This is a genomic window from Streptomyces sp. NPDC002537 (assembly GCF_053594975.1).
This window is the reverse complement of the sequence record NZ_JBSFWT010000028.1, coordinates 41,051-67,514: the sequence shown is the minus strand read 5'-3', so window position 1 is coordinate 67,514 and position 26,464 is coordinate 41,051. Positions and strand designations below refer to the sequence as shown.

20 protein-coding genes and 1 pseudogene are annotated in these 26,464 nt (G+C 68.7%); 14 read left to right on the top strand and 7 right to left on the bottom strand.

The window, feature by feature from the left end:
• Positions 1–71 precede the first annotated feature (71 nt).
• Complete coding sequence (locus ACWD4A_RS15530; protein WP_451194024.1) at positions 72–995, top strand: D-alanyl-D-alanine carboxypeptidase family protein; 924 nt, start codon at positions 72–74, stop codon at positions 993–995.
• A gap of 123 nt (positions 996–1,118) precedes the next feature.
• On the opposite strand, the gene ACWD4A_RS15525 is transcribed toward ACWD4A_RS15530, so the two are convergent.
• Positions 1,119–1,544 (bottom strand): YjbQ family protein, encoded by a 426-nt coding sequence (locus tag ACWD4A_RS15525; protein ID WP_451194022.1) that lies wholly within the window; start codon positions 1,542–1,544, stop codon positions 1,119–1,121.
• Positions 1,545–1,790: 246 nt separating this feature from the next.
• Between ACWD4A_RS15525 and ACWD4A_RS15520 the strand changes: the two genes are divergently transcribed.
• The 5 genes and pseudogenes from ACWD4A_RS15520 to ACWD4A_RS15500 all read left to right on the top strand — a co-directional run bounded on the left by ACWD4A_RS15520 (position 1,791) and on the right by ACWD4A_RS15500 (position 8,764).
• Complete coding sequence (locus tag ACWD4A_RS15520; protein ID WP_451194020.1) at positions 1,791–2,543, top strand: (Fe-S)-binding protein; 753 nt, start codon at positions 1,791–1,793, stop codon at positions 2,541–2,543.
• A gap of 92 nt (positions 2,544–2,635) precedes the next feature.
• Positions 2,636–3,642 (top strand): annotated as a pseudogene (locus ACWD4A_RS15515) (lactate utilisation protein LutB domain-containing protein).
• Positions 3,639–4,340, top strand: a complete 702-nt coding sequence (locus ACWD4A_RS15510) for a LutC/YkgG family protein (RefSeq protein ID WP_451194019.1) — start codon at positions 3,639–3,641, stop codon at positions 4,338–4,340. The pseudogene ACWD4A_RS15515 and the gene ACWD4A_RS15510 overlap by 4 nt, the downstream one beginning before the upstream one ends.
• Positions 4,341–4,343: 3 nt before the next feature.
• On the top strand, positions 4,344–7,478 hold the full coding sequence (locus ACWD4A_RS15505) for a glycoside hydrolase family 2 TIM barrel-domain containing protein (RefSeq protein ID WP_451194017.1): 3,135 nt from the start codon (positions 4,344–4,346) through the stop codon (positions 7,476–7,478).
• A 134-nt stretch (positions 7,479–7,612) separates the two neighbouring features.
• Positions 7,613–8,764, top strand: coding sequence for a CaiB/BaiF CoA transferase family protein (locus tag ACWD4A_RS15500; protein ID WP_451194015.1), 1,152 nt, complete (start codon positions 7,613–7,615; stop codon positions 8,762–8,764).
• On the opposite strand, the gene ACWD4A_RS15495 is transcribed toward ACWD4A_RS15500, so the two are convergent.
• Positions 8,761–10,095: an MFS transporter gene (locus ACWD4A_RS15495; protein ID WP_451194054.1), complete on the bottom strand. Its 1,335-nt coding sequence runs from the start codon at positions 10,093–10,095 to the stop codon at positions 8,761–8,763. The genes ACWD4A_RS15500 and ACWD4A_RS15495 overlap by 4 nt on opposite strands.
• 412 nt (positions 10,096–10,507) lie before the next feature.
• Between ACWD4A_RS15495 and ACWD4A_RS15490 the strand changes: the two genes are divergently transcribed.
• On the top strand, positions 10,508–11,491 hold the full coding sequence (locus ACWD4A_RS15490) for an SGNH/GDSL hydrolase family protein (RefSeq protein ID WP_451194013.1): 984 nt from the start codon (positions 10,508–10,510) through the stop codon (positions 11,489–11,491).
• A gap of 18 nt (positions 11,492–11,509) precedes the next feature.
• On the opposite strand, the gene ACWD4A_RS15485 is transcribed toward ACWD4A_RS15490, so the two are convergent.
• Complete coding sequence (locus tag ACWD4A_RS15485) at positions 11,510–13,324, bottom strand: ABC transporter ATP-binding protein (RefSeq protein ID WP_451194011.1); 1,815 nt, start codon at positions 13,322–13,324, stop codon at positions 11,510–11,512.
• A gap of 158 nt (positions 13,325–13,482) precedes the next feature.
• On the opposite strand from ACWD4A_RS15485, the gene ACWD4A_RS15480 reads away from it, so the two are divergent.
• Complete coding sequence (locus tag ACWD4A_RS15480; RefSeq protein WP_451194009.1) at positions 13,483–13,923, top strand: MarR family transcriptional regulator; 441 nt, start codon at positions 13,483–13,485, stop codon at positions 13,921–13,923.
• Positions 13,924–14,035: 112 nt separating this feature from the next.
• On the opposite strand, the gene ACWD4A_RS15475 is transcribed toward ACWD4A_RS15480, so the two are convergent.
• Positions 14,036–15,652: a peptide-N4-asparagine amidase gene (locus tag ACWD4A_RS15475; protein WP_451194007.1), complete on the bottom strand. Its 1,617-nt coding sequence runs from the start codon at positions 15,650–15,652 to the stop codon at positions 14,036–14,038.
• Between the two features lie 146 nt (positions 15,653–15,798).
• Here ACWD4A_RS15475 and ACWD4A_RS15470 point away from each other — a divergent pair, with 146 nt between their 5' ends.
• Both ACWD4A_RS15470 and ACWD4A_RS15465 read left to right on the top strand, forming a co-directional pair.
• Positions 15,799–17,613 carry an ABC transporter transmembrane domain-containing protein gene (locus ACWD4A_RS15470; protein WP_451194006.1) on the top strand — a complete coding sequence of 605 codons (1,815 nt, stop codon included), beginning with the start codon at positions 15,799–15,801 and terminating at the stop codon, positions 17,611–17,613.
• Positions 17,610–19,391: an ABC transporter ATP-binding protein gene (locus tag ACWD4A_RS15465; protein WP_451194005.1), complete on the top strand. Its 1,782-nt coding sequence runs from the start codon at positions 17,610–17,612 to the stop codon at positions 19,389–19,391. The genes ACWD4A_RS15470 and ACWD4A_RS15465 overlap by 4 nt, the downstream gene beginning before the upstream one ends.
• A 28-nt stretch (positions 19,392–19,419) precedes the next feature.
• On the opposite strand, the gene ACWD4A_RS15460 is transcribed toward ACWD4A_RS15465, so the two are convergent.
• Positions 19,420–20,211, bottom strand: a complete 792-nt coding sequence (locus ACWD4A_RS15460; RefSeq protein WP_451194004.1) for a metal-dependent hydrolase — start codon at positions 20,209–20,211, stop codon at positions 19,420–19,422.
• Between the two features lie 144 nt (positions 20,212–20,355).
• Here ACWD4A_RS15460 and ACWD4A_RS15455 point away from each other — a divergent pair, with 144 nt between their 5' ends.
• Complete coding sequence (locus ACWD4A_RS15455) at positions 20,356–22,869, top strand: DEAD/DEAH box helicase (RefSeq protein WP_451194003.1); 2,514 nt, start codon at positions 20,356–20,358, stop codon at positions 22,867–22,869.
• Positions 22,870–22,909: 40 nt separating this feature from the next.
• Positions 22,910–23,776: an acyl-CoA thioesterase gene (locus ACWD4A_RS15450; RefSeq protein WP_451194002.1), complete on the top strand. Its 867-nt coding sequence runs from the start codon at positions 22,910–22,912 to the stop codon at positions 23,774–23,776.
• Between the two features lie 29 nt (positions 23,777–23,805).
• On the opposite strand, the gene ACWD4A_RS15445 is transcribed toward ACWD4A_RS15450, so the two are convergent.
• Positions 23,806–24,732: a DUF6397 family protein gene (locus ACWD4A_RS15445; RefSeq protein WP_451194001.1), complete on the bottom strand. Its 927-nt coding sequence runs from the start codon at positions 24,730–24,732 to the stop codon at positions 23,806–23,808.
• Between the two features lie 88 nt (positions 24,733–24,820).
• Positions 24,821–25,243, bottom strand: a complete 423-nt coding sequence (locus ACWD4A_RS15440; RefSeq protein ID WP_451194000.1) for a roadblock/LC7 domain-containing protein — start codon at positions 25,241–25,243, stop codon at positions 24,821–24,823.
• Between the two features lie 125 nt (positions 25,244–25,368).
• Between ACWD4A_RS15440 and ACWD4A_RS15435 the strand changes: the two genes are divergently transcribed.
• Together ACWD4A_RS15435 and ACWD4A_RS15430 are read left to right on the top strand one after the other, a co-directional pair.
• The gene (locus tag ACWD4A_RS15435; RefSeq protein WP_451193999.1) at positions 25,369–25,797 is read left to right on the top strand and encodes a PPOX class F420-dependent oxidoreductase; all 429 of its coding nucleotides are present in this window, start codon (positions 25,369–25,371) and stop codon (positions 25,795–25,797) included.
• Between the two features lie 35 nt (positions 25,798–25,832).
• Positions 25,833–26,450: a class I SAM-dependent methyltransferase gene (locus ACWD4A_RS15430; protein ID WP_451193997.1), complete on the top strand. Its 618-nt coding sequence runs from the start codon at positions 25,833–25,835 to the stop codon at positions 26,448–26,450.
• The last annotated feature ends 14 nt before the right edge of the window (positions 26,451–26,464 follow it).

The window sequence follows — 26,464 nt, the reverse complement described above, 5'->3', positions numbered from 1 at the left end:
GCTTCTCCTCGCGAAGAAGTAGGTGCGATCATCTGCTCGCTCTACTCAACACGCGAGAAACAGAGGCATACATGGGGCGATGTGGGGAAAGACCGGCCCGCCGGTGGGGCGCGGCTCTGATCGCGTCGGCCGCGGCGGTCGCCGTCGCGCTCCCGGTGACGACCGCGGAGGCCGCCACCGGCCCTTCGGTCGGCGCCAAGGGCGCGTTCCTGCTCGACAGCGGCAACAACCGGCAGCTGTGGGGCAAGGACGCCGACACCAGGCGGCAGATGGCCAGCACCACCAAGATCATGACCGCGACGGTCGTCCTGGACACGCGCGGGGTCGACCTCAACAAGCAGGTCACCATCAAGCAGTCCTACCGGAACTACGTGGACCGGAACGGTGCGAGCACCGCCGATCTGCGCACAGGCGACAAGGTGACCGTACGGCAACTGCTGTACGGACTGCTGCTGCCTTCGGGGTGCGACGCGGCGTACGCGCTCGCCGACACCTTCGGCAGCGGTAGCACCGAGGCGCAGCGCACGGCCTCGTTCATCACCAAGATGAACAAGAAGGCGTCCGATCTGGGCATGAAGAACACCAAGTACGACTCCTTCGACGGCATATCGCAGTCGGGCGCCAATTACACGACGCCCCGCGACTCGGCGCAGCTCGCCCGGCACGCGCTCGCCAACAGCACGTTCGGCACGGTCGTCAGGACGACCAACACCCAGCAGAAGGCCGCGAACATCAACCGCACCTACTACTGGGACAACACCAACAAGCTGCTCGGCTCCTACAAGGGCGCGATCGGCATCAAGACGGGCACGGGCACCGCGGCCGGACCGTGCCTCGTGTTCGCGGCGAAGCGCGACGGACGGACCGTGGTGGGTGTCATCCTCAATGACGCGGCTTCCCGCTACCCGGACGCCGTGAAGATGCTGGACTGGGCCTACAAGACCAAGACCAACGTCAAGCTGCGCCAGCTCCCGGAGTCGGCCCAGCAGGACTGAACAGCCCGCCGAACCGCTGCGGGCGAGCCTTTCCAGCTCGTACCGAGGCCCTACCAGGAGTGCCTGGTAGGGCCACCATTGTTTGTTCCCGGCCCTCAGCTCCCGGATCTCGGCTCTCAGCTCTCAGCCAAGGAATGACAGACGGACCTTTCGGTCCGGGTTGTCCACATTCGTATCGACCAGTACGACGGACTGCCAGGTCCCCAGCTCCAGTTCGCCGTCCAGCACGGGCAGCGTGGCGTGCGGCGGCACGAAGGCGGGGAGGACGTGGTCCCGGCCGTGCCCGGGAGTGCCGTGGCGGTGCCGCCAGCGGTCGTCGGCCGGGAGGAGATCGGCGAGGGCCGCGAGGAGGTCGTGGTCGCTGCCCGAACCGGTCTCGATGACGGCCAGGCCGGCGGTCGCGTGCGGCGTGAAGACGTTCAGCAGGCCGTCGCGCCCCGGAGCGACCTCGCGGAGGAACGCGGCGCACTCCTCCGTCAGGTCGTACACGGTCTGGGTGGAACCGGTCGTGATGCCGATCGTGCGGGAGGTGAAGGTGGTATCAGCCATGCATCACATTCAAGCGGAGTATGCGCCCGCCCACGATCAGCCCCTCCCACCACGGGCGTCACGTTCGCTCCGGAGCGAGCTGTCGCCGGACAGGCGCGGGACGTCCGGACGGCAGGGCCAGTTCTTCACAGCGGCCGATCGCTGCGGCAGTATGAGACGCCGGGTGATCAAGCCGACGTCCGTTGTCCGAGCCGCGCCCGGCTCCGGCGCCGCGGCGCCGGGTGGTCGGACGACCAGGAGGGTGTCATGCGCGTGGGACTGTTCGTCACCTGTGTCAATGACACGCTGTACCCAGGTACCGGGCAGGCGGTCGTCACCCTCCTGGAACGACTCGGCGTACAGGTCGACTTCCCCACGGCCCAGAGCTGCTGCGGCCAGCCGCTGTTCAACACCGGGTACCGCCATGAGACCGAGCCGCTGCTGCGCCGTTACGCCGACGCGTTCCGCGACCATGACTTCGTGGTCACTCCATCCGGCTCCTGCGCCGCCATGGTCCGCGATAACTACCCCCGTCTCGCGGCGAAGACGACCGCCGAGGAGCGGGGCGAGGGCCTCGGCGAGGCAGCGGCCGACGCGGCGGCGAAGACCTACGAGCTCACTGAATTCCTCGTCGACATCCTCGGTGTGACCGACGTCGGCGCGTACTTCCCGCATACCGTCACCTACCATCCCACGTGTCACGGACTTCGCTCACTGGGTCTCGGCGACCGCCCCCGCAGACTCCTGGAGCAGGTGAAGGGACTCGAACTCAGAGAGCTGCCAGGGGCGGAGGAGTGCTGCGGCTTCGGCGGCACCTTCGCGGTGAAGAATCCCGCGGTGTCCAGCGCGATGGGCACGGACAAGGCGCGGGCCATCAGCGCGACCGGCGCCCACCGCGTGTGCGCGGTCGACAACTCCTGTCTGATGCACATCGGCGGCGTCCTCTCCCGCGAGGGCTCGGCCGTACGTCCCGTTCACATCGCGGAGATCCTCGCCGGCACGGAAGGCGGCGCCCGATGAGGGCCGCTCGCGACGGCCGGACCACGAACGGCGCGGTGGACCGCTCCGCCGACGGCCTCCGGGCCGACCCCCACGGCGGCACCTATCTCGGCATGCCCTCCTTTCCACAAGCCGCCGCCGTGTCGACCCAGGACGAGCGGCTGCGCGCCAATCTCCGCCACGCGACACGCACCATTCGCGCCAAGCGCGACCGGGCCGTCTCCGAGCTCGACGACTGGGCCCAACTGCGCGACGCCGGGGCCGCGATCAAGGACCGGACCCTGCGCCACCTCGACCACTACCTCCTCCAGCTCGAGGAGTCCGTGACCCGCGCGGGCGGCACGGTCCACTGGGCGGCCGACGCCGCCGAGGCCAACCACATCGTCACCGAGCTGGTACGGGCCACCGGCGAGCGCGAGGTGGTGAAAGTCAAGTCCATGGCCACCCAGGAGATCGGTCTCAACGAGGCCCTCGCCCGGTCCGGGATCCGTGCCTACGAGACCGACCTGGCCGAACTGATCGTCCAACTCGGCGGCGATCTCCCCTCACACATCCTGGTACCGGCGATCCACCGCAACCGCGGCGAGATCCGCGATATCTTCCGCGACCGCATGGCGAGCTGGGGACGCCCCGCCCCGTGTACGAGCGGGCCGGCGGCCACGCGTACGGCTCGCCGTACCCGGGGCCGATCGGCGCGATCCTCACCCCCCAACTCCGCGGCCTCGCCTCCCCTCTGGAGGAATCCCTGCCGTACGCGTCCTCGTTGTGCGGCGCGTGCTTCGAGGTGTGCCCGGTCGCCATCGACATCCCCGAGGTTCTGGTCCACCTGCGCGAGCGGGTCGTGGAAGGAGGCGAGGTCACACTCCGCGGCACGCGGACTGTCATCAAACCCGCCAGGAAACACACCGCGGAACGCGCGATGATGCGCGCGGCACGCTGGACATTCGACCATCCAAGCGTCCTGCGCCAAGGCCAGCGGTTTCTGTCCCGCACCCGTAGGCACCATCCCGAGCGGCTGCCCGGCACGGGCCGGGGCTGGACGGACACCCGTGATCTGCCGACCGTACCGCCCGAGTCGTTCCGCGACTGGTGGGCCCGCACGCGAGGGAGCACACGGTGAGCGCCGACGGCGGCAAGCAGCTGATCCTGGGACGCGTACGGCGTGCCCTGGCGGACGTACCGCGCGACGAGCGCCCGGATGACCGTCCCGCGCCGCGCAACTACATGACCACGCACGGACATCGGACGCCCGGCGAGTCCGTCGACCTCCTCGCCCGCCATCTGGTGGACTACCGCGCCCTCGTCCACCGCACCGACGCGACCGGCCTGCCCGCGCTCCTTTCGGATCTGCTGACCGCGCGAGGGGCCCGCCGAGTGGTCGTACCGTCCGGGCTGCCGGGTCGGTGGCTCGCCGGGGCGCCGGTGGACACCGTCCCCGACTCCGGCTCCGCCCCGCTGACGCCGCACGAGCTGGACACCATGGACAGTGTCGTCACCGGTTGCGCACTGGCGATCGCCGAGACCGGCACGCTCGTCCTCGACGGGGGCCCGGACCAAGGACGCCGCAGCATCACCCTCGTACCCGACCACCACCTGTGCGTGGTACGGATCGCGGACCAGATCGTGGACTCCGTGCCCCAGGCCCTCGCCCGCCTGGCGCCGACCCGTCCACTGACCTGGATCTCGGGCCCGTCCGCGACCAGTGACATCGAACTGGAGCGGGTCGAAGGAGTCCACGGCCCGCGCACCCTGGAAGTGATCCTCGTGGCGGGGGACCCACGGTCCGTCTCCGCGTATCCCTTCGATCTTCGGAGCTGACGCATGCGCGCACCACAGCCGGATCCCCGCGCCGCCATCGTCACCGATGGCTCGCCCGAGGTGTTCCAGATGAACCGCCAGCCAGCTCGCACCCAGCTCATCCCCTTCGCCGACATCCCTTCCGCTCTCTCCTCCCACGCCACCGAATCCCCCTACTACCGCTCTCTCAACGGCGAGTGGCTCTTCGCCTGGTCCAGGAACCTGGCCGGCCGTCCCCTGGACTTCTACGCAGAGGGATTCGACGACACCGGCTGGGAACGCATCACGGTCCCCGGCAACTGGGAGACGCAGGGCTACCCCGAGCCGACCTACTTCAACGTCCGCTATCCCTGGACCGGCTACGAACAGCCCGCTCCCCCGCACGCGCCGACCGGCTTCAACCCCGTCGGCTCCTACCGCCGTACGTTCACCGTCCCCCAGGACTGGGACGGACGGCGGATCCTGATCTCCTTCCAGGGCGTCAAGTCCGCTTTCTTCGTCTGGGTGAACGGCGAGCTCGTCGGCTACAGCGAGGACAGCTACTCCCCCGCGGATTTCGACCTCACCCCCTATCTGCACCTGACGGGCAGTGCTGGTGCCAGTGCCCGTGCCCGGGAGAACACCCTCGCCGTCGAGGTCTACCGCTGGTCCAAGGGCAGTTGGCTGGAAGACCAGGACATGATCGACCTGGCAGGGATCTTCCGCGACGTGTACCTCTATTCCGTCCCCCCGGTCCATGTGCACGACCTGTTCGTCCGCACCGACCTCGACTCCGACTTCCGTGACGCTGAACTCGTGGTGCGGGCGACCTTGCGGGCCGACTCGGCACTCCACCCCGCCGACCACCGGGTCCATGTCACCCTCCACGACGCCCAGGGCGCCCCTGTCCTCTCCCGAACCGGCACTGCCCCATTCGGCACCGTTGACGCCGTCGATGCCGGACAAGCGACAGTCGAGCTCACCGCCCATGTACCGCGCCCCTCTCTGTGGTCCGCCGAGGCACCGCACCTCTATGACCTCACGGTCGAACTCACCGATCCGGCAGGCCGTACGCTTGAGGTCCAGCGCACCCGCGTCGGTTTCCGCACGGTCTCCTACGGTCCGGGAAAGCTCACGATCAACGGCAGGGTCCTCGTCTTCCGGGGCGTCAACCGCCATGAGTTCGATCCCGATCACGGGCAGGCGATCCCCGAGCACCGTATGGTGCGGGACATCCGCATCATGAAGCAGCACAACATCAACGCTGTGCGCACCTCCCACTACCCCAACGACCCGCGCTGGCTCCAACTGTGCGATGAATACGGGCTCTATGTGATCGACGAAGCCAACCTGGAGACGCACGACGTACGGGACACCCTGCCGGCGAGCCGACCCGAATGGGCCGCCGCGTGCCTGGACCGGGTCCGCAGCCTTGTCGAGCGGGACAAGAACCACCCGTGCGTCGTGGCCTGGTCGCTGGGCAACGAGGCGGGCCGGGGCAGTGTCTTCCAGGAGTTGGCCGACTGGGTCCACGGCCGTGACCCGTCCCGCCCCGTGCACTACGAAGGCATGAACGAGGTCGCCGACATCGAGTCGGAGATGTACGCACCGCCGGAAGCGTTGGAGGCCCGGGGGAAGTCCGGCGGGACCAAGCCGTACATCCTGTGCGAGTACGCGCACTCGATGGGCAACAGCACGGGGAACCTCAAGGAATACTGGGATGTCATCGACGCCTATCCCCGGCTCCACGGCGGATTCATCTGGGACTTCGCCGATCAGGCACTCCGTCGCCCCCTTCCTGACGGTCTCGTCGGCAGCTATCTGTCCTACGGCGGGGACTGGAAGCCCGGGTACCCCTCTGACGGCAACTTCTGTTGCAACGGTCTCGTCGACGCCGACCGCAACCCGCACCCCGCGTTGCACGAGGTCAAGAAGATCTATCAAACGGTACGTGTGTCCGCAGCGGACCTCACGGTCGGAACCGTGCGGATCACCAACCGTCAGCTCTTCACCGGGCTCCAGGCGTACGAGCTCAGATGGGAGGTCACCCGCGACGGGGTGCGTATCCAGCACGACATCCTTGTCCCTCCGCAGGCGGAACCGGGCGAAACAGTGCTCGTACAGCTTCCGTTGCAGCCTCCGGAACAGCCGGCGCCCGGCGCGGAGTACTGGCTGAACATCTCCTTCGCTCTCCGTGCGACGGCCCCTTGGGCCGACGCGGGGCATGTCGTGGCCGCCGAACAGCTCGCGCTTCCCTGGCGCGCCCCGGAACCCACCGCGGCCGGTACGGCGCCTCTTCCTGCCCTCTCCGTCACCCGAACCGCTCGGGCGGTCACCGTGACCGGCGAGGAATTCCGCCTGGTTCTGGACAGCGCCACCGGCACCCTCAGCGACTACCGACACCGCGGTCGTCCATTGCTGACCGCGGGCCCCGTACCCAACTTCTGGCGTGCTCCCACCGACAATGACATCGGGCGCGGGGCCCATTTCTCCCTGCGCACCTGGCGCGACGCGAGCCTCGGGCGTACCGTCACCGGGATCGCGGTCACACAGGCAGCGCCGGGAAGGGTTGTCCTCAAGGTCACCGCTGCCCTTCCGACCGCTCCTGCTGTCTCTCACTGGACGACCGTGTTCACCGTGCACGGGGACGGGGAAGTCCTCGTCCGACATGTCCTGACACCTGGCCAGGGATTGCCCCAACTGCCCCTGGTAGGGGCCCTGCTGACCGTACCTGCCGCCTACAGTTCGCTCACCTGGTACGGGCGAGGACCGTGGGAGAACTATCAGGACCGGAATGCCGGGGCCTTCGTCGGGCGGTACAGCCGCTCCCTGGACTCGTCCGCCATGCCATACGTGCGCCCCCAGCAGGCGGGTAACGCGACGGGGGTCCGCAGTGTCTCGCTCACAGGGAGGGACGGCTCCGGGTTGTCCGTCCTGGCCGAACCGGGAGACGGCTCCGGGCTGCTGGAGATGAGCGCGCTGCGCTGGACACCCTTCGATCTCGACGGGCCCCGGCATCCGCATGAGCTCGAGCCACGCGGCGAGACATTCCTCGGGATCAATCACCGGCAGATGGGCGTGGGCGGCGACGACTCCTGGGGAGCGGCGCCGATGGAGCGCTATCTGCTGCATGCCGACCGCGAGTACAGCTACTCCTACCGGCTGCGGCCCACCCGATAGCGACCGCCTGCCCGTCCCTCCGACGCTGTGACGTCTCGTGATGTCCATGGCGCGAGACTATGCGCGGAGCGATCGGGGCGTGACGGACTGTCCACAGGGCCAGTCATACCATCCCATCGATAGAAGGGGTCGAGTTGCAGCTGCCCCTGCACGGCATCACGATCGTCGCTCTCGAACAGGCCGTGGCCGCGCCCTTCGCCACGCGCCAGCTGGCCGATCTCGGTGCGCGAGTGATCAAGATCGAGCGGCCGGGCCGCGGGGACTTCGCCCGCGACTACGACCGCAGCGTCCGTGGCCTTTCCGCCTATTTCGTCTGGATCAACAGGGGAAAGGAGAGTGTCATCCTCGACCTCCGGACGGCACCGGACCGTTCCTTGTTGGACAGGATCCTCACCCGGGCCGATGTATTCATACAGAACCTCGCGCCGGGCGCCGCCGAGCGACTCGGATTCGGCAGCGGGGCGCTGCGCGCCCGGCATCCGCGCCTGATCACATGCGACGTCTCCGGGTACGGAGCCACAGGCCCGTACCGCGACAAGAAAGCGTACGACCTGTTGATCCAGTGCGAGACGGGGCTGGTATCGATCACCGGGAATGCCGATTCCCCTGCCCGGCCCGGTATCTCCATCGCCGACATCGCGGGCGGCATGTACGCCTATTCCGGAATCCTGGGCGCGCTGTACGAACGGGAGCGCACCGGAGAGGGATCGGAGCTGTCCGTCTCCCTCTTCGACGCCCTCGCGGAGTGGATGGGGCACCCGTACTTCGCCGAGGCATACGGCAGTGCTCCTGTCGCCCGGAGCGGCGCCCGGCACCCGACCATCTCGCCTTATGGCCACTACCGTTGCGGTGACGGGGCTCAGGTGTTCCTCGGCGTGCAGAACGACCGTGAGTGGATCTCGTTGTGCGAAAAGGTCTTGAGGCAGCCTGATTTGGCCCGTGACCCCCGTTTCTCGGACAATCCATCCCGGCGGTCCCACGACGAAGAGTTGACATCCGTGATCGAGGAGCAGTTCCGAGCACACACCGTGGACGGGGTCCTCGCCCTGCTCGAAGGGGCAGGAATCGCTCATGCCCGCCTGCGTACCGTCGCCGAATTCACGGCTCACCCGCAGTTGACGGCACGTGACCGGTGGCGTGAATTCGAGTCACCGGCCGGGCCGCTGTGCGGCCTGCTCCCACCGGTCGAGGTGAGCGGCCGGGAGGCGGCGATGGGCGCGGTGCCGGCGCTCGGTGCCCACACGGCCGCGATCCGGGCAGAGTTCCAGGACCCCGGCCTCCGCTAACGGTCGAGCGGCCGCTTCGCGGTCTCGGGGAGAAACAAGTAGACACACGCAGAGGCGAGGCAGAGGCCGGCGACGTACCACGGGAAACCGCCCGGGTGGCCCGACTGTTTGCACCATGTCCCGACATAGGGCGCGGTACCGCCGAACAGTGCGACGGTGAGGGAATAGGGGAAGCCGATTCCTGCGGCCCTGACTCGCGCGGGGAACACCTCGGCGTTCACCGCTGCGGCAACGGAGGTGTATCCGGTGAGCAGCACCATGCCGGCGCACTGCGCCAGTAGGAGGGAGGCAAAGGAGTTGCTGATCGAATGCAGCAATGGCACGGCGAGTACGGCGAATCCGGCCGCGAAGCCGATCAACAGGGGTTTGCGCCCCACCCGGTCCGACAGCATGCCCCCGAGCGGCTGGAGCAACGCGAAGAAGGCCAGGGATATCGTCCCGGCGAGCAACGCGTCGCCCTTGTCGAATCCGGCGTTCACCTGGGCGTACGTCGGCAAATAGGTGGTCCAGGTGTAGTAGGCGAGGGTGCCGCCCGCGGTGATGCCGCAGATCAGCAGGGACTCACGGGGATGGCGGCGCAGTCCTTCGAACAGGGTGGGGCTCGCCGTCTTCCCTTGCGTCATCTCATGGGTCTCGTGCGCGCCCCGCCGGATCCAGAATCCGACCAGGCTTATCAAGGCGCCGACGAGAAAGGGGATCCTCCAGCCCCAATCGCCCATCTGCTGTTTCGTGAGGAGATGGGCCAACAGAGCCGCGCTGCCGGAGGCGAGGAGCTGTCCGACAGTGGTGGAAACATACTGAAAGCTGGAGAAGAGCCCTCTTCGGCCCGGGCGCGCGGACTCGATCAGGAAGGTCGTCGAGGCCGCGAATTCTCCTCCGACCGAGAGCCCTTGGACCAGGCGGGCGATGACGAGAACCACCGGGGCGAGGACACCCACCGAGGCGTAGGTGGGCGTGAGGGCCACCAACAGACTGCCACCGCCCATGAGCAGGATGGTGACGGTGAGTGCGACTCTCCGTCCACGACGGTCGGCGACCGCTCCCATCAGGAGACCCCCCACCGGGCGCATGAAGAAGCCGACGGCGAAAACGGCGAAGGTGGAGAGCAAGGGCACCAGGGAGTTCCCCGAACCTTTGGGAAAGACCCGGTCGGCGATGTAGATCGCGAGGAATGAGTAGGCGTACCAGTCGTACCACTCCGCGGCGTTGCCTATCGAAGCCGCGATGAGTTGGCGGGCGGAGGAGCGGGAGCGGCCGCCCGTCGCCCTCTTCGGGTTCGGCGGTTCGCAGGTATCGGCACCGTCGGCATACAGGGACTCGGATTGCGTCATGATCCTTTGGATCCCCTCGAGCACCGCCTCGCACACCGGCCCGATCCCGTTTCTCACAAGGTGACCCTGCCAGGGGTATGCATGGGGGTCGTATGTGACGCAAGGGGCTGGGTCGCGCCCCCGTGGGGCAGGAGGATCTTCCCAACAGCACATGCCAGAGAAAGGCTTGACCATGAGGGCCCAGGAAGCACAGCCGACAGCCGTACCGCTCACTGAGGTCGCGGAGCGCCAGGACACGGCAATGTCCTGGTCCGCGGGGTGGTCGGCGCCGGTGCAGCGGCCCAGTTCCGGATTCGAGGAGAACTGGGCGCGTACGGGATTCGACCGGCAGTCGGTGCGGCAGGTCGTGCGAGTCACCCGTGGGGGAACCGCCGCAAGGATCAGGTTGTCGAACCGTTTCGGTGACCGGCCGTTGACCATCTCCGCGGCCAGCCTCGCCCTGGCAGGCGAGGGCGCCGCGGTCCGGCCCGGGACACTGAGCGAGGCGACCTTCGGCGGTCTGGCGGCAGTGACCATTCCCGCAGGCGGTGAGGCCGTCAGTGATGCAGTGGAGCTCACTGCGGAGCGTTTCGACTCCGTGACGGTGACGCTGTACTTCGACGCGCCGACCGGCCCCTCGACCTTCCATTCGCAGGCGTATGCGGACAGCTACCGCGCCGTGGGAGACCACACCGCCGATGCCCGGGGTGACGGGTTCAAGGACCGGACCCATTCCTGGTACTACCTCGCCGATGTCGAACTGTCGGACAGCCAGCCCCGGTACGGCACAGTTGTGGCCTTCGGGGACTCCATCACCGATGGCTTCGGTTCGACCAATGGGGCCAACCACCGCTATCCGGATGCCCTCGCCGAGCGGCTCGCCGTCAACGGCAAACCTTGGGCCGTCATCAACGCGGGTATTGGCGGCAATCTCGTCCTCCATGACTCACTCTGGTTCGGCGAGCGGGCTGTGAGCCGCTTCGAGCGTGATGTGCTCGACAAGCCCGGCGTCCGTTCGGTGATTGTCTTCGCGGGGCTCAATGACATCGGCTTCAGCGAGGTCGACCTGGAGACGTACAAGCCCAATCCCGATGTCTCGGTACCGGAGTTGATTGCCGCGTACCGTGAACTGATAGCGAAGGCTCATGAACGCGGCATCAGGGTCGTCGGAGCGACCATCCTCCCGTTCAAGGGCTCCGAGTACCACACTCCTCGGGCCGAGGCCAAACGCGTCGCACTCAACGAATGGATCCGTACGTCCGGTGAGTACGACGCGGTGGCCGACTTCGACAAGGCACTCGCCTCGTCCGACGACCCGGAGGTGCTCGACCCTGCCTATGACTGCGGCGACCTCAAGCACCCCAACGACCTCGGCTACCGGGTCATGGCAGAAGCCGTGGACCTGGACTCCCTGTGACCGATCGGCCGGATGGCGTCAGACACTCGCCGTAAGCTGGGTGTCACGGCGAACCAATGCGGCGTAGTGGCCGTCGTCGTCGAGGAGTTCCTGGTGGGTGCCGCGTTCCGCGATACGTCCCTGGTCGAGGACGACGATCTGATCGGCATCACGGACGGTGGAGAGCCGGTGCGCGATGGTGATCGTCGTCCTTCCCTCCGACAGTGCGTCGATGGCCTGCTGAACCGCGTGTTCCGTGCGGGTGTCCAGGGCGCTGGTCGCCTCGTCCAGGATGAGGACCGGCGGGTCGCGCAAAATCGTGCGGGCGATGGCGAGCCGCTGTTTCTCTCCCCCGGAAAAGCGGTAGCCGCGCTCCCCGACAAGAGTGTCGTAGCCATCAGGCAGGGAGGCGATGTGATCGTGGATCTGTGCTGCCGTGGCGGCGGCCACGATCTCTTCATCGGTGGCGTCGGGCTTGGCGAATCGCAGATTGTCGGCGACGGAGGCATGGAAGAGATAGGTCTCCTGGGAGACCACGCCGACCGCACAGGCGAGCGTGTCGAAGTCGAGGTCGCGGACGTCGACTCCGTCGAGCAGGACCCGGCCGCCGACGACATCGTACAGACGGGGCACCAGATAGCTCAGGGTGCTCTTGCCCGAGCCGGTCGGGCCGACGACCGCCAGGCTGCCCCCTGCGGGCACCGTGAGGTCGATGCCGCTGAGCGTCGCCCTGGACGGCTCGGTCGACCCGGGAGACCCGTAGGCGAAGGTGACGTTCTCGAAGCGGACGTCACCGCGCACCTTCCCCAGTCGCACCGGCTTCTCCGGCTCGGTGATGTCCGGGGGCAGGTCGAGGTATTCGAAGATGCGCTGGAAGAGGGCGAGGGAGGTCTGCATCTCCACACCGGTGGTCAGCAGGCTGACTGCGGGCCGGAACAGGGCCTGTTGGAGGGAGACGAAGGCGACGAGCGTGCCCAGGGAGATGCCGGGGCCGCCTGCCTGCAGCGTGATGCCTGCTGCCCAGTAGATGAGAGCGGGCATGGCTGCCATGACGACGCCGATGGTGGACATCTTCCACCGGCCTGCCATGTTCGCCCGCACCTCCAGGTCGACGAGTCGTTCGGACTCCTTGGTGAAGGCCTGGGTCAGGGACTCGGAGCGGCCCATGGTGCGCCCTAGGAGGATGCCGCTCACCGAAAGCGATTCGGTGACCATGGCGGCCATGCCCGCCATCTGCTTCTGACGCTGGGAAGTGATCTTCTTCCGCTCGCGGCCGACGCGGCGGCTGATCCCTATGAACACCGGCAGCAGGAGCACCGAGACGACGGTCAGCCGCCAGTCCAGGGCCAGCATCGCCACCACCGTGGCGACCACACTGGTGAGGTTGGAGACCAGCGATGTGGCCGTTGAGGTGACCGTGGCCTGCATACCACCGATGTCGTTGGCGATACGGGACTGCACCTCACCGGTACGGGTCCGGGTGAAGAACGCGAGCGGCATGCGCTGGAGCCGGTCGTAGACGGCGGTGCGCAGGTCGTGCATGACGCGTTGGCCGACGGTGGTGGAGACCAGCGTCTGTGACACCCCGAAGACGCCGTTCACGACGGCGGCCGCGATCATGCCGAGCGCCAGCAGGCTCAGCAGGCCGGTTCGGCCCTGCGGGATGGCCACGTCGAGGATCTCTCGCAGTAGGAACGGCGAGGCGACGGAGACCAGTGAGGACGCGGCGACGAGCAGTCCGACGAAGGCGAGTCTGCCGCGGTAGGGATGGAAGAGCCGGAGAATCCGGCGCACTTGCGCGGGTTGCTCCGGGTCTGCGGGCGGGGGTGTCCAGTCAGATCGGTCGTGACGCATGGGCTCCTGGGTTCTCTGATCGCGGAAGTGTGCGGAGAAAAGCAGAGAAGAGACGGTCGAGGCGTCCGCCGGATTCGACGGTGGGACCGCGGCCACATTGAGAGCATAGCTCACTGTTACCTGTACTCACAATGGACCGGGTCCTGTAATCTGTGATCATGACCGCCCCCGACACGTCAGGCCAGCTCACCGAGCAGTTGCTGCGCCTCACCCGCAGGCTTCACCGCGCGCAGAAGCTCTACCTGGACCCGGTCGGCATCACACCCGCCCAGGCCCGGCTGCTGCGTACCGTCGCGCATTACGAGGAGCCGCCCCGCATGGCGGACCTCGCCCAGCGGCTCGAGGTGGTGCCGCGAGCCGTGACTACACTGGTCGACGCCCTGGAGGAGAACGGCTCGGTGCGCCGGATGCAGGACCCCGCCAACCGCCGGGTCGTCCGGATCGAGCTCACCGACCACGGCCGCGCCACTCTGCGCGCCCTGCGGGAATCGCGGCGAGCCGCTGTCGAGGACATCCTCGCCCCGCTCTCCGCCGAGCAGCGTGAGCTGCTCAACAGCCTGCTGACCGAGTTGCTGAACGGCCCGGACCAGCGCTGCTGACATGTAGGTGACGCGGATGGCGCGGATGGGCCGTGGGGACCGCTCCGGCCCCCACGGCCCTGCCGGTCAGCACGGGTCGGTCAGCACGGCCCTGCCGGTCGGCACGGGTCGGTCAGCAGCGCTGCCGGTCCTCCGTCAGCTCCCCCTGTGCGGTGCCCAGGGTCCGGTCGTAGCAGCTGTCGGCCCCGTACAGTCGGTATCGCTCATGCGAGACGCCCGTGGCATGCCTCTGGTCCCGCGGCACGTTCTGGTTGTACGCGGCGTCCCCCGTATAGGTGTCGTCGAAGCTCGACCAGTCGAGTCGCCTGTCGGCACGCAGAGTGACACTGTCCGACCGGTCGCCCATGGTCATCACCGTCCGAAGCCGGTCCGCAGGCGACACCGTCGTCGCGCCGTCCATGGTGTACACCCGGCGGGTGTGCGTGGCAGTAGCCGGTCTCCGTCCGCCGACCGTGACCGTCTCGTCGTCGCTCCAGCGTGCCTTCAGTGCGTCCGTGGTCTCCCCGTCGTTCCATCGGTGGGTGGAGGCGGCCGTGACGTCCCGGGTGACGGTTGTCGTCACCCGGCCGTGCGAGGTATCGAGATATCCCGCGACGGTCAAGGAGTGCCGACCGTCGGCTTGCAGACGGTGTTCGGTACCGGTTTCGTACGTGGTGGTGTTGCGGGGTTCACCTGCCTCATGGGCGGTCAGTTCTCCCGTGACCCGGGGTGACTTGGCGTCCTGCCAGACGAGGACATTGGTGGGCGTGCTCCAGCCGCTCTGCCCTTCGGGCAGTCCGGCTACCGAGACCGTGATCCGGTGCGGCTTGCCGTCGTCGAGCTGCCCGGCGAACGGGGTGAGGTCGTACTCGATCGGCCGTACGTCGAAGGCGCGGGGGCCCGGCACGACGTACCAGAGGAACGGATTGGACCAACCGCCGGTCCATACCGTGGGGAAGGGCGCGGCGATGCCCGCGAGACGGCCGTCGACCGAGATCCGGACTTCGCGATAGGGGCCGTCCTTGGCCTTGCAGGAGTAGGGCGCCGCGTCCGGCACGGTAAGGTACCAGAACTCCTCACAACCGCCGCCTGAGCCGGTCGCGTAGACCTCCGCCACGATGCGTTCACTGTTGCGCGGCGTCGTCAGCTGCCCCTCGTACGTGGAGCCCACGCTGTGCGCCCCGTCCAGGGTGAGGACCTTGTCCGGGGTGGAAGCGGCCTTCACCGGCCCCTCGGCCGCGTAGAACGTGAGGGTCACCTTGACCTTGATGACTCCGGTGTACGTGGCGTCCACAGTGTTGCCGATCAGCATCTCGACAGGCTGATCGGTGCGCAGCGCGGCGGCGTAGCGCGTGACGTCCTTCTCCACGTTCCAGGTGATGCCTTTGGGCGAGGGCTCGGGCGTCGAGGTGCGGAGGATCTCGACGCCGCCGATGTGCAGATAGCCCAGCCGGTCGAACTGCCGCCCGACAACGGCCCCTTCGAGGCGTAGAACCACTTTGCTCCACCGGCCTCCGCAGCCCCTGGGGGGCGTGTAGGTGCCTGTGTAGGGCGTGTAGTCGCGGAATTCGGTTTCGGCGACGGTCGCCCGGCAGGAGGGCGTGTCCGGGGTGGCTATCGGCGGGGCGGCGGTGACCGGGTCGTGCCAGTCGGTGCCGAACTCTGTCGGCGGCGCTGCGGCGGTGGCCGGGCTCATGCCCAGCAACAGGCCGACGGCCGCGGCACACAGTGCGAGAAGCAGTCGTCTCATGAGGCAGGAGTGAAGCGCGTCGCGGTGCGGCGCGCCAGGCCTCCTTTGGCCTGATGTGTCGTACCTGAGAAAAACCAGTTGAATACGGCCTCCAGTGGCGCGAACCTTTCACCGCTCCCACCACCCACCCCGAACTCTGGGATGTCATGCAGATTCAGGATCTCCCGTATCCCGATCCCGGCCGACCCGACGTACGTTCCGGCCCGCGCCTGCTGTTCTGGCTGGGACGGAACCAGCTGGCAGGGCAGGTCAAGGCCATGCTGTGGGGCATCGTGCACATGGCATCGGTGGCCCTGCTGCCGGTGGCCCTCGGAGTCGCCGTCCAGGCGGTCGTGGACCGGTCCGGCGTTCGACTGGCGTCGGCAGGCGGCCTGCTGGCGCTGCTCGGCGTGCTCATCGCCGTCGGCGACACGATGCTGCACCGTGTGGCCGTCACCAACTGGATCACGGCCGCGGCGCGGGTGCAGCAGCTTTTGGCACGGAAGACGGCCGAGTTGGGGGCCACGCTGACCCGGAGGGTCGCGGCGGGTGAGGTCGTCGCCGTGTCGACAGGCGATGTCGAGAAGATCGGCTGGTTCGTCGAGGCACTGTCGCGCTTCGCCTCCGCCGCCTTCACCACGCTGGCGGTGTGCGTCGCCCTGGTGATCTACCAGCCGGCTCTCGGGATCGTGGTCGCGGTCGGCGTGCCCGTGCTGATCCTGGCCGTACTGCCGTTGCTGCCGCACGCGACGAAACGGGCGGACGAGCAGCGCGAGAAGGCGGGTCGGGCCACGGAGTTGGCCTCGGACACCGTGGCCGGCCTGCGGGTGCTGCGGGGTATCGGCGGCGAGGAGCTGTTCCTGACCCGTTACCGCCGCGCGTCCCAGGAGGTCCGCAAGGCTGCCGTGCGCAGCGCCCGGATGTGGGCTCTGATCGCCGCGGTGCAGGTCCTGTTGCCCGGAGTGCTGCTGATCGCGATGGTCTGGTACGGGGTCGGTCTGGTACGGGACGGTCGAATCGGCGTGGGTGAGCTGGTCACCGTCTACAGCATGGTCACCTTCCTGCTGTTCCCGCTGCGTCAGTTCGAGGAGATCGCCATGGCGTACTCCTTCTCGCGCCCGTCAGCGGCGCGGGCCGCCCGGGTGCTGGCTCTGTCACGCACCGGACCAGCCACGGAGGCCGCCGACGGCTGCCCCGGGCCGACCGGTGATCTGTACGACCCGGCGAGCGGTCTGCTCGCGCCGGCGGGCCGACTGACGGCGGTGGTGTGCGGCGATCCCGACGCCGCGGGGAAGTTGGCCGACCGGCTGGGCGGGCATGCGGCAGGCGGTGACGCAGACGTGGCGTCGGCCCGGCTGGGCGACGTGGCGCTGGACGAACTTCCGCTGTGTACGGCCCGTACCGCGGTGCTCGTCCAGGACAAGGATCCGGTGCTGCTGTCGGGAACGCTCGCGGAACTGCTGGACGTGCCGTCCTCAGGAGCTGTCAGCGCCACTGCGGCCCTGAGGGCGGCGCAGTGCAGCGATGTGCTGGCTGCGCTGGCACAGGCGTCTGCGGACGATTCCGGTGACCCGATGCGTACCCGGATCACCGAGCGCGGCCGTTCGCTGTCGGGAGGGCAGCGCCAACGGCTGGCTCTGGCGCGGTCATTGGTGACGGACCCGGAGGTGCTGGTGCTGGACGAGCCAACCTCTGCGGTGGACTCGCATACGGAGGCGCGGATCGCCGACGGGTTGCGGTCCCTGCGGGAGGGCCGCACGACCGTGGTGTTCTCGTCCAGTCCCCTGCTGCTCGACCGGGCCGACCGTGTGGTGTTCGTGCAGCAGGGCGAGGTGATGGCGGCGGGTACGCACCGTGAGCTGCTGGGGGACGCCCGCTATCGCGCTGTCGTCACCCGGGAGCCGGACGCAGGGTCCGACGCGGAGTTGGAGACGGAGCTCACCGAGCTCAAGAGGACCGCACACATCGAGGAGTCGGCATGATCGGCGTGACACCGCCTGCGCACGACCCGGCGGCGCCGGAGTCGGCGACGACCCTGCCCGTCGCGGCGCCGGCGACCGTTCGAGCCTACGTGCGCGGGCTGTTCCGTCGGCACCGCACGGCCTTCGTCCTGCTGGTGGCGGTGAACGCGCTGGCCGTGACCGCGTCCATGGTCGGTCCTTATCTGCTCGGCGGCCTGGTCGAAGAGCTCTCCTCGGGCACTCGGGACATCCATCTGGGCCGTACGATCTCGTTGTTCGCGGTCGCCTTGGCCATGCAGACCGTGTTCGTACGGCTGGTGCGGCTGCGCGGTGCGGTGCTCGGCGAGGAGATGCTGGCGGATCTGCGCGAGGACTTCCTCGTGCGGTCGGTGGCTCTGCCACCCGGTGTCCTGGAGCGGGCCGGTACGGGTGATCTGCTGTCCCGGATCACCACGGACATCGACCGGCTGGCCAACGCCATGCGCGAGGCCGTGCCCCAGCTGGCGATCGGCTTCGTGTGGGCCGGTCTGCTGCTGGGGGCGCTCGCGGTGACGGCGCCGCCGCTGGCCCTGTGCGTGCTCGTCGCGCTCCCGGTGCTGGTGACGGGCTGTCGCTGGTACTTCCGGCGCGCGCCGAGCGCCTATCGCTCCGAGGCCGCGGGATACGCGGCGGTCGCGGCCTCCCTCACGGAGACCGTGGACGCGGGGCGGACGGTCGAGGCGCACCGGCTGGGTCACCGCCGGGTGGCGCTCTCCGACCGGCGGATCACCGAATGGACCCAGTGGGAGCGCTACACCCTGTGGCTGCGCTCGGTGCTCTTTCCGGTGATCAATGTGACGCACACACTGGTCTTCGGTTCGGTGGTGATCATCGGTGGTGTTTTCGTCCTCCAGGGGTGGGTCACGATCGGCCAGCTGACGACGGGGGCGCTGTTCGCGCAGATGCTCATCGACCCGGTCGGGCTGATCCTGCGCTGGTACGACGAGCTCCAGGTCGCCCAGGTGTCGCTCGCCCGGCTGGTGGGGGTCCGGGAGATCGAGCCGGACGGTGCGGACGAGGGAACGGACCCGAAGGGCCGGAACGTCCGGGCCGACGAGGTCCGGTTCGGGTACCGGGCGGGCAACGATGTGCTGCACGGTGTGTCCCTCGAAGTCAGGCCGGGAAGCCGGGTGGCGCTGGTCGGGCCGTCCGGTGCGGGCAAGTCGACGCTGGGACGGCTGCTGGCGGGAATCTACGCCCCGCGCTCCGGGGCGGTGACTCTCGGCGGCGCCGAGCTGGCCCGGATGCCCGCCGAGCGTGTGCGGCAGCACGTGGCTCTGGTCAATCAGGAGCACCACGTCTTCGTGGGATCACTGCGTGACAATCTGCTCCTCGCCCGGACCACGGCCGGTGACGGTGAACTCTGGGCGGCACTCGGCTCCGTGGACGCCGACGGCTGGGCACGGGCTCTGGAACACGGTCTGGACACGGAGGTCGGTTCCGGTGGGGTCTCGCTCACCCCGGCGCAGGCCCAGCAGGTGGCGCTGGCGCGGTTGGTCCTCGCGGATCCGCACACCTTGGTGCTGGACGAGGCGACCTCCCTGCTGGACCCGCGGGCGGCGCGGCATCTGGAGCGCTCTCTGGCGAAGGTGCTGGAGGGGCGCACGGTGGTGGCGATCGCCCACCGGCTGCACACCGCTCATGACGCGGATGTGATCGCGGTCGCGGAGGACGGGCGGATCACCGAGTTGGGCAGTCACGAGGAGCTCGTGGCGGCGGACGGCGCGTACGCGGCGCTGTGGCGGTCCTGGCACCAATAGCCGCTCGGCGGCGGGCCGGGGCCCTGGGTCAGACGACTTCCAGGGCGCCGAGCCCGCCCACTGCTCCAAGGAGGACGAAGACCGGCATGAGGACCTTCAGTTCCACCCAGCTGCCCGCCCGGAAGCGCATGGACTTCGGGGGGCCCAGCGGATACCAGCGCTTGCGGCCGATGGGGACGGGCCACAGGATCGGGCAGCCGGAGACGGTGAGGGCGTCGCCGATGTCGTGCACGAGCGCGCCGAGGACGATGGGCAGGCCCAGCCACATGTACTCCTGGCCGGGTTCCGTGAACAGCCAGTCGGCGCCGTTGCCCGGTTCGTTCAGGACGCCTGCGAGTATCCAGGCGCTGGTGGCGCCGAGCAGCCACACCAGGACGTCGCTGGAGGTCCTGGCCATGCGCCACAGCAGGCCCTCGACGGCCAGCACGAGGTGGACGAAGAGGATGCCGAGCACTGCCCAGCGGCCTCCGGTCATCGCCAGCACCGAGGCGCCGACGCCTATCAGCACGGCCCACAGCGCGGTGTGGGTGAGCGTGCGGTGGCCGCCGTTGCGGCGCGGGTCGCCATGGCCCCGGGTGGTCCTGTAGACCGCGTGCGACAGCTTGTCGATGATCTCGCACAGGGTCCGGGAGACCGGTCCGAAGGCGCGCGATATGGTCGCCGACTTGTGGTCGAGGTCGGGGGCGAGTGCCGCGCCGGCGCAGATCAGGGCGCCGACGACCAGCACTGGCCACGGCATCGGGTGACCGGCGGCTGCGACCGCGGACCCCACTCCCAGCCAGGCGGCCGCGCCGGACAGCGAGTGCGCCGGTCCCATCATGGTCGTTTCACCCCTTTTGTTGGCATTCCATCGGCCGATGCCCCGGATCTTCGATGTCAGGTCGGCAACTCAGCGTAGCGTCCGACGATCATGGTTCGGCCGCCCGGTTCCCTGATACCGCCTCGGGCCAGGCAGTATGGAGGCGTGACCCTTATCGATCAGATGCCGAGCCATGCCGACCCCGATGCCCTTTTCGAAGCCTTTTCGACCTGGGCCGAGGAGCGGGGGATCTCGCTGTACCCCGCGCAGGAGGAGGCACTGATCGAGGTGGTCTCCGGCGCGAACGTGATCCTGTCGACGCCGACCGGCTCGGGCAAGAGCCTCGTCGCCGCCGGAGCGCACTTCACCGCCCTCGCCAATGACCAGGTGACCTTCTACACCGCGCCCATCAAGGCACTGGTCTCGGAGAAGTTCTTCGACCTGTGCAAGATCTTCGGCACGGAGAACGTCGGCATGCTCACGGGCGACGCCTCGGTCAACGCCGACGCGCCCATCATCTGCTGCACCGCCGAGGTGCTCGCCTCCATCGCGCTGCGGGACGGCAAGGACGCGGACATCGGCCAGGTCGTCATGGACGAGTTCCATTTCTACGCGGAACCCGACCGCGGGTGGGCCTGGCAGATCCCGCTCCTCGAACTGCCGCAGGCGCAATTTATCCTGATGTCCGCGACGCTGGGTGACGTCTCCCGGTTCGAGGAGGATCTGACCCGGCGCACGGGGCGGCCCACCACCGTGGTCCGCTCCGCGACCCGGCCCGTGCCGCTGTCGTACGAGTACCGCGCGACGCCGCTGACCGAGACCCTGACCGAGCTGCTGCAGACCCATCAGGCACCGGTCTACATCGTCCACTTCACCCAGGCCGCCGCCGTCGAACGGGCGCAGGCGCTGATGAGCATCAATATGTGCTCGCGCGAGGAGAAGGACGAGATCGCCAAGCTGATCGGCAATTTCCGGTTCACCACCAAGTTCGGCCAGAACTTGTCGCGTTACGTACGCCACGGTATCGGCGTCCACCACGCGGGGATGCTGCCCAAGTACCGACGGCTGGTGGAGCGGCTGGCGCAGGCGGGGCTGCTGAAGGTCATCTGCGGCACGGACACACTGGGCGTCGGGGTCAACGTACCGATCCGCACCGTGCTGTTCACCGCGCTCACCAAGTACGACGGCCAGCGGGTACGCACGCTGCGCGCCCGCGAATTCCACCAGATCGCCGGCCGGGCCGGGCGGGCGGGCTTCGACACCGCGGGGTTCGTCGTCGCCCAGGCGCCCGAGCACGTCGTGGAGAACGAGAAGGCCCTCGCGAAGGCCGGCGACGACCCGAAGAAGCGGCGCAAGGTGGTCCGCAAGAAGGCTCCCGAGGGCTTCGTCAACTGGGGCGAGAACACCTTCGAGAAGCTCATCGCCTCCGAGCCCGAGCAGCTCACATCCCGTTTCCAGGTCACGCACACGATGCTGCTGGCGGTCATCGCACGGCCGGGCAACGCCTTCGAGGCGATGCGCCGGCTGCTCGAGGACAACCACGAGCCGCGCCGGAACCAGCTGCGGCACATCCGCCGTGCCATCGCCATCTACCGCTCGCTGCTGGACGGCGGCGTGGTGGAGCAGCTCGACGAGCCGGACGCCGAGGGCCGGATCGTACGGCTGACGGTCGACCTCCAGTCGGACTTCGCCCTCAACCAGCCGCTGTCGACGTTCGCGCTGGCCGCCTTCGAGCTCCTCGACCCGGAGTCGCCGTCCTACGCCCTGGACATGGTCTCCGTGGTCGAGTCGACGCTGGACGACCCGCGGCAGATCCTGGCCGCCCAGCAGAACAAGGCACGGGGCGAGGCCGTCGCGGCGATGAAGGCGGAGGGGGTCGAGTACGAGGACCGCATGGAGCGCCTCATGGACATCACCCACCCCAAGCCGCTGGACGAGCTGCTGTCCCACGCGTACGGCCTCTACCGCAAGAGCCATCCCTGGGTCGGTGACCACCCGCTCTCCCCGAAGTCGGTCATCCGCGACATGTACGAGCGCGCCATGACCTTCACCGAGTTCACCTCCTACTACGACCTGGCGCGGACCGAGGGCATCGTGCTGCGCTACCTCGCCGGCGCGTACAAGGCGCTGGACCACACGGTTCCCGACGACCTCAAGTCCGATGACTTCGAGGACCTCATCGCCTGGCTCGGCGAAATGGTCCGACAGGTGGACTCCAGCCTGCTCGACGAGTGGGAGCAGCTGGCCAACCCCGAGGACGAGTCGGCGGACGAGGCGCAGGACCGCGCCGACCAGGTCAAGCCCGTCACCTCGAACGCCCGCGCCTTCCGGGTGCTGGTGCGCAACGCGATGTTCCGCCGCGTCGAGCTCGCCGCGCTCGACAAGGTCGACGAGCTGGGCGAGATGGACGCCGAGGCCGGGTGGGACGGGGACCGCTGGGCCGATGCCATGGACGCCTACTGGGACGAGTACGACGAGCTGGGCACCGGCCCCGACGCCCGGGGGCCGAAGCTGCTGCGCATCGAGGAGCGGCCCGAGGACGGTCTGTGGCGGGTCCGGCAGACCTTCGCCGACCCGAACGGCGACCACGACTGGGGCATCTCCGCCGAGGTGGACCTGGCCGCCTCCGACGAGGAGGGCCGCGCGGTGGTACGCGTCATGGACGTCGGGCAGCTGTAGCCTCCGAGGCGCGGCACGCCCCGGAAGCAGAGGAGTACCGATGTCCAGTCCCACGGACCGCCTGGTGGGTCTGCTCGACCTCGAGCGGATCGATCTGAACATCTTCCGGGGCCGCAGCCCGGACGAGTCCCTCCAGCGGGTCTTCGGCGGGCAGGTGGCCGGGCAGGCACTGGTCGCGGCCGGGCGGACCACCGACGGTGACCGCCCGGTCCACTCGCTGCACGCGTACTTCCTGCGTCCGGGGCGGCCGGGCGTGCCGATCGTGTACCAGGTGGAGCGGGTCCGCGACGGGCGGTCCTTCACCACACGGCGCGTGGTGGCCGTCCAGCAGGGTCGAACGATCTTCAATCTCACCGCTTCCTTCCATCAGCCCGAGCCGGGTTTCGAACACCAGGTGGCGATGCCCGAGGTGCCTGATCCGGAAGACCTGCCGCGGCTCGCCGACGAGATCCGTGATCACCTCGGCGGTGAGCTGCCCAGCGCGCTGCGGCACATGGAACGCAGGCTCGCCTTCGACATCCGCTATGTGGACCGGCTGCGCTGGACCGCTCAGGAGCTGGCCGGCGCGGAACCCCGCAGCGCGGTGTGGATGCGCGCCCTGGGGCCGCTCGGCGACGACCCGCTCGTGCACACCTGCGCCCTCACATACGCCAGTGACATGACCCTTCTCGACGCGGTGCGGATCCCGGTCGAACCACTGTGGGGTCCGCGTGGTTTCGATCTGGCGTCGCTGGACCACGCGATGTGGTTCCACCGGCCGTTCCACGCCGACGAGTGGTTCCTTTACCAGCAGGAGTCCCCCATCGCCACCGGCGCCAGGGGGCTCGCCCGCGGCCAGATCTTCGACCGCGAGGGCAGGCTCCTGGTGTCCGTGATGCAGGAGGGCCTCTTCCGGAAAGTGCCGTGAACAGGGCCGTCCCCTCAGTGGACAGTTCGTCAGTCCCCGTGCCGGAGCCGCCTCCACAGGGCCCTTAGTCCCTTCGGGCCCGGCGGCCGTTTCTCCGATGCCACGGTCGCGGCGGGCATCGGATCCGCGGTCGGCCGGTCGGGAGCGGTCGGCGCGCCCGGAACCTGTCGCCGCTCCGGCCTCGGTGCGTGCCGATCCGCGCGGGCCTCGGACAGGGCGGTGGTGAGCCGGTGCCGGAACGACTCGATCTCGTCCGGATCCGCTGCCGCGGTCACTCTGTCGATGACCTCGCGACCGGCCACGGTGTCCGAGCGGCCCTGGGTGAGCTCCGGGCGCAGGGCTCTGACGTAGGCCCGCTCGTACGGGTCGGGGATCGCGTCGGCCAGTTGATCAGGGCCGAGTACGGAAGCAATGACCGCCGCTCGTTCCCAGGGGTCTTGGGTCAGGGCCGTCAACTGGCCGATCCGCCGGGCGCGCCAGGTGCGGGCCCGCTTGTCCTCATGTCTCGCCAGGGCCGCCCGTAGCGCCTGCGGTGTGCGGCCGGTGAGCAGGTCCGGGTTCGCGTCGGCGAAATCGACGAGGTCGGTCGCCAGGTAGTGCCAGACCACCGCACGATACCGATTCACATAGAACCTCACGGGTGCGAAGCAACCTGTTCTGGCGAGGCGCCCGAAGCGGGCCTGGCTGATCCCCATCAGCTCGGCGCCCTCGGCGGTGCCCACCACCCACACCCGGGTTCGGAGCGCATCGGGGAACCCGGTCCCGGCCGTATGCCTCTCGATCTCCTCCCGCCTGACCCGCTGCCTCCCTCCGGGACCCAGGCGAACGGTCCGCACATGCCCCAGCTGTACGGCCAGTTCGAACTCGCGCGGCTTGAGCCCCAGCTCCCGCGCCGCCCTCCCGAACGGCACCCCGGCCGCCGCCGTGCTCGGATCCCGGTACTGCTGCACCGTCATGACACCCTCCCCGCCACGGAACAATCACTGACAGTGACGACTGTAGCGGCGAGGTGCGACATCATGTCCGCCCTGTGGATAACTTCGGTCAGATCATGCGACCCACGTCCTGACCTGCGCCGCCCTGCTGCCGGGAGTCCACGCTCAGGTGCTCTCCGACCCTGTTGACCAAGAGAGTCATCTCGTACGCGACGTGGCCGATATCGGCACCCGGCCCGCCGAGGACGCAGAGACAGCTCCCGTCCCCCGCCGCCGTCACGAACAGGACTCCCTCCTCGAATTCGACCATCGTCTGCCGTACCCGTCCGGCCCGGAATTGCCGACCGGTGCCTTTCGCGAGGCTGTGCAGTCCGGACGCGACCGCGGCCAAGTGCTCGGCGTCCTCCCTTTCGAGACTCGCGCTCGCACCCGTGACCAGTCCGTCATTGGACAGCACCATTGCGTGGCGTATGTGGTCGACGCGCTCGGTCAGGTCGTCCAGCATCCAGTCGAGCCCCTTGCTGAGTGCCATGCCCTGCCTCCCCGTTCCACCGTTTCCCCGTAACTGCCGTGCAAGCCTTGCTCACCCCGGCCCGGTCGGCAACCCGCCCGGCCTGTCGGCACGCGTCCGTGCGCCAGTTGGCACAGGATGGGGACATGGCACGGAAAATGAGCAAGGAAGAGTGGCAGGCCTTTCTTTCCGCAGGCACCCGCACGGGAAAACTCGCGACGGTACGCGCCGACGGAAGCCCGCACATCGCGCCCATCTGGTTTGTTCTCGACGGGGACGATCTGGTCTTCAACACCGGCGAAAAGACGGTCAAGGGACGCAATCTGGCGCACGACGGCCGGATCGCGCTGTGCGTCGACGACGACCGGCCGCCGTTCTCTTTCGTCACGGTGCAAGGGCGTGCCGAGTTGAGCGGCGATCTGGATGAGGTACGGTCCTGGGCGACCCGGATCGCCGCACGCTATATGGGGGACGAGAGCGCGGAGGAGTTCGGGGCCCGCAATGGCGTCCCCGGGGAGTTGCTGGTCCGCGTCCGTATCGACAAGGCCGTGGCGCTCGCCGAAGTGGCCGACTAGTCCGCCGTCCCTCCGCACCGCAAAGGAAACCGTACGTGAGCAACGACCCTGCCCAGGTGAAGGAGTTCTTCACCGCGCGGGCCGACGGCTGGGATGCCCGTTTCCCCGACGACGGGCCCGCCTACGCGGCGGCTGTGGCCGACCTCGGGCTGCGCGGTGGCGATGTGGTCCTGGACGCGGGGTGCGGCACCGGCAGGGCGCTGCCCGCGCTGCGCACAGCGGTCGGCGCGGACGGAGTCGTGCTCGGCGTCGACGTCACTCCCGCGATGCTGGGCGCGGCCGTACGGGCCGGCCGGGACCGCGACGGACGGCTGGTCCTCGCGGATGTCGCCCGGCTTCCGCTCCGTGCCGGTTCGCTCGACGCGGTGTTCGCCGCAGGACTCATCTCGCACCTGGCAGACGTGGAGTCGGGTTTTCGCGAGCTGGCACGGGTCGTGCGGCCCGGTGGCCGTCTCGCGCTCTTCCATCCTGTCGGCCGGGCCGCGCTCGCCGCGCGCCACGGCCGCCAGGTGACGCCCAACGACGAGCGCGCCGAGCCCCTGCTCCGTCCACTGCTGGCCCGGAGCGGCTGGCGGCTCGTCTCCTACACCGATGAGGACGACCGCTATCTGGCGATCGCGATCCGTGACAGTCGCCCGCTGCTGGGTGGTTAGGGCAGGGATCGGGC

Excerpts from the sequence above, each read along its gene's own strand:
- ACWD4A_RS15480 (WP_451194009.1), top strand. The coding sequence starts at position 13,483 with ATGACCGCCCCCGACACGTCAGGCCAGCTCACCGAGCAGTTGCTGCGC.
- ACWD4A_RS15450 (WP_451194002.1), top strand. The coding sequence starts at position 22,910 with ATGTCCAGTCCCACGGACCGCCTGGTGGGTCTGCTCGACCTCGAGCGG.
- ACWD4A_RS15475 (WP_451194007.1), bottom strand. The coding sequence starts at position 15,652 with ATGAGACGACTGCTTCTCGCACTGTGTGCCGCGGCCGTCGGCCTGTTG.
- ACWD4A_RS15460 (WP_451194004.1), bottom strand. The coding sequence starts at position 20,211 with ATGATGGGACCGGCGCACTCGCTGTCCGGCGCGGCCGCCTGGCTGGGA.
- ACWD4A_RS15495 (WP_451194054.1), bottom strand. The coding sequence starts at position 10,095 with ATGACGCAATCCGAGTCCCTGTATGCCGACGGTGCCGATACCTGCGAA.
- ACWD4A_RS15505 (WP_451194017.1), top strand. The coding sequence starts at position 4,344 with ATGCGCGCACCACAGCCGGATCCCCGCGCCGCCATCGTCACCGATGGC.
- ACWD4A_RS15530 (WP_451194024.1), top strand. The coding sequence starts at position 72 with ATGGGGCGATGTGGGGAAAGACCGGCCCGCCGGTGGGGCGCGGCTCTG.
- ACWD4A_RS15445 (WP_451194001.1), bottom strand. The coding sequence starts at position 24,732 with ATGACGGTGCAGCAGTACCGGGATCCGAGCACGGCGGCGGCCGGGGTG.
- ACWD4A_RS15440 (WP_451194000.1), bottom strand. The coding sequence starts at position 25,243 with ATGGCACTCAGCAAGGGGCTCGACTGGATGCTGGACGACCTGACCGAG.
- ACWD4A_RS15520 (WP_451194020.1), top strand. The coding sequence starts at position 1,791 with ATGCGCGTGGGACTGTTCGTCACCTGTGTCAATGACACGCTGTACCCA.
- ACWD4A_RS15470 (WP_451194006.1), top strand. The coding sequence starts at position 15,799 with ATGCAGATTCAGGATCTCCCGTATCCCGATCCCGGCCGACCCGACGTA.
- ACWD4A_RS15525 (WP_451194022.1), bottom strand. The coding sequence starts at position 1,544 with ATGGCTGATACCACCTTCACCTCCCGCACGATCGGCATCACGACCGGT.
- ACWD4A_RS15435 (WP_451193999.1), top strand. The coding sequence starts at position 25,369 with ATGGCACGGAAAATGAGCAAGGAAGAGTGGCAGGCCTTTCTTTCCGCA.
- ACWD4A_RS15485 (WP_451194011.1), bottom strand. The coding sequence starts at position 13,324 with ATGCGTCACGACCGATCTGACTGGACACCCCCGCCCGCAGACCCGGAG.
- ACWD4A_RS15465 (WP_451194005.1), top strand. The coding sequence starts at position 17,610 with ATGATCGGCGTGACACCGCCTGCGCACGACCCGGCGGCGCCGGAGTCG.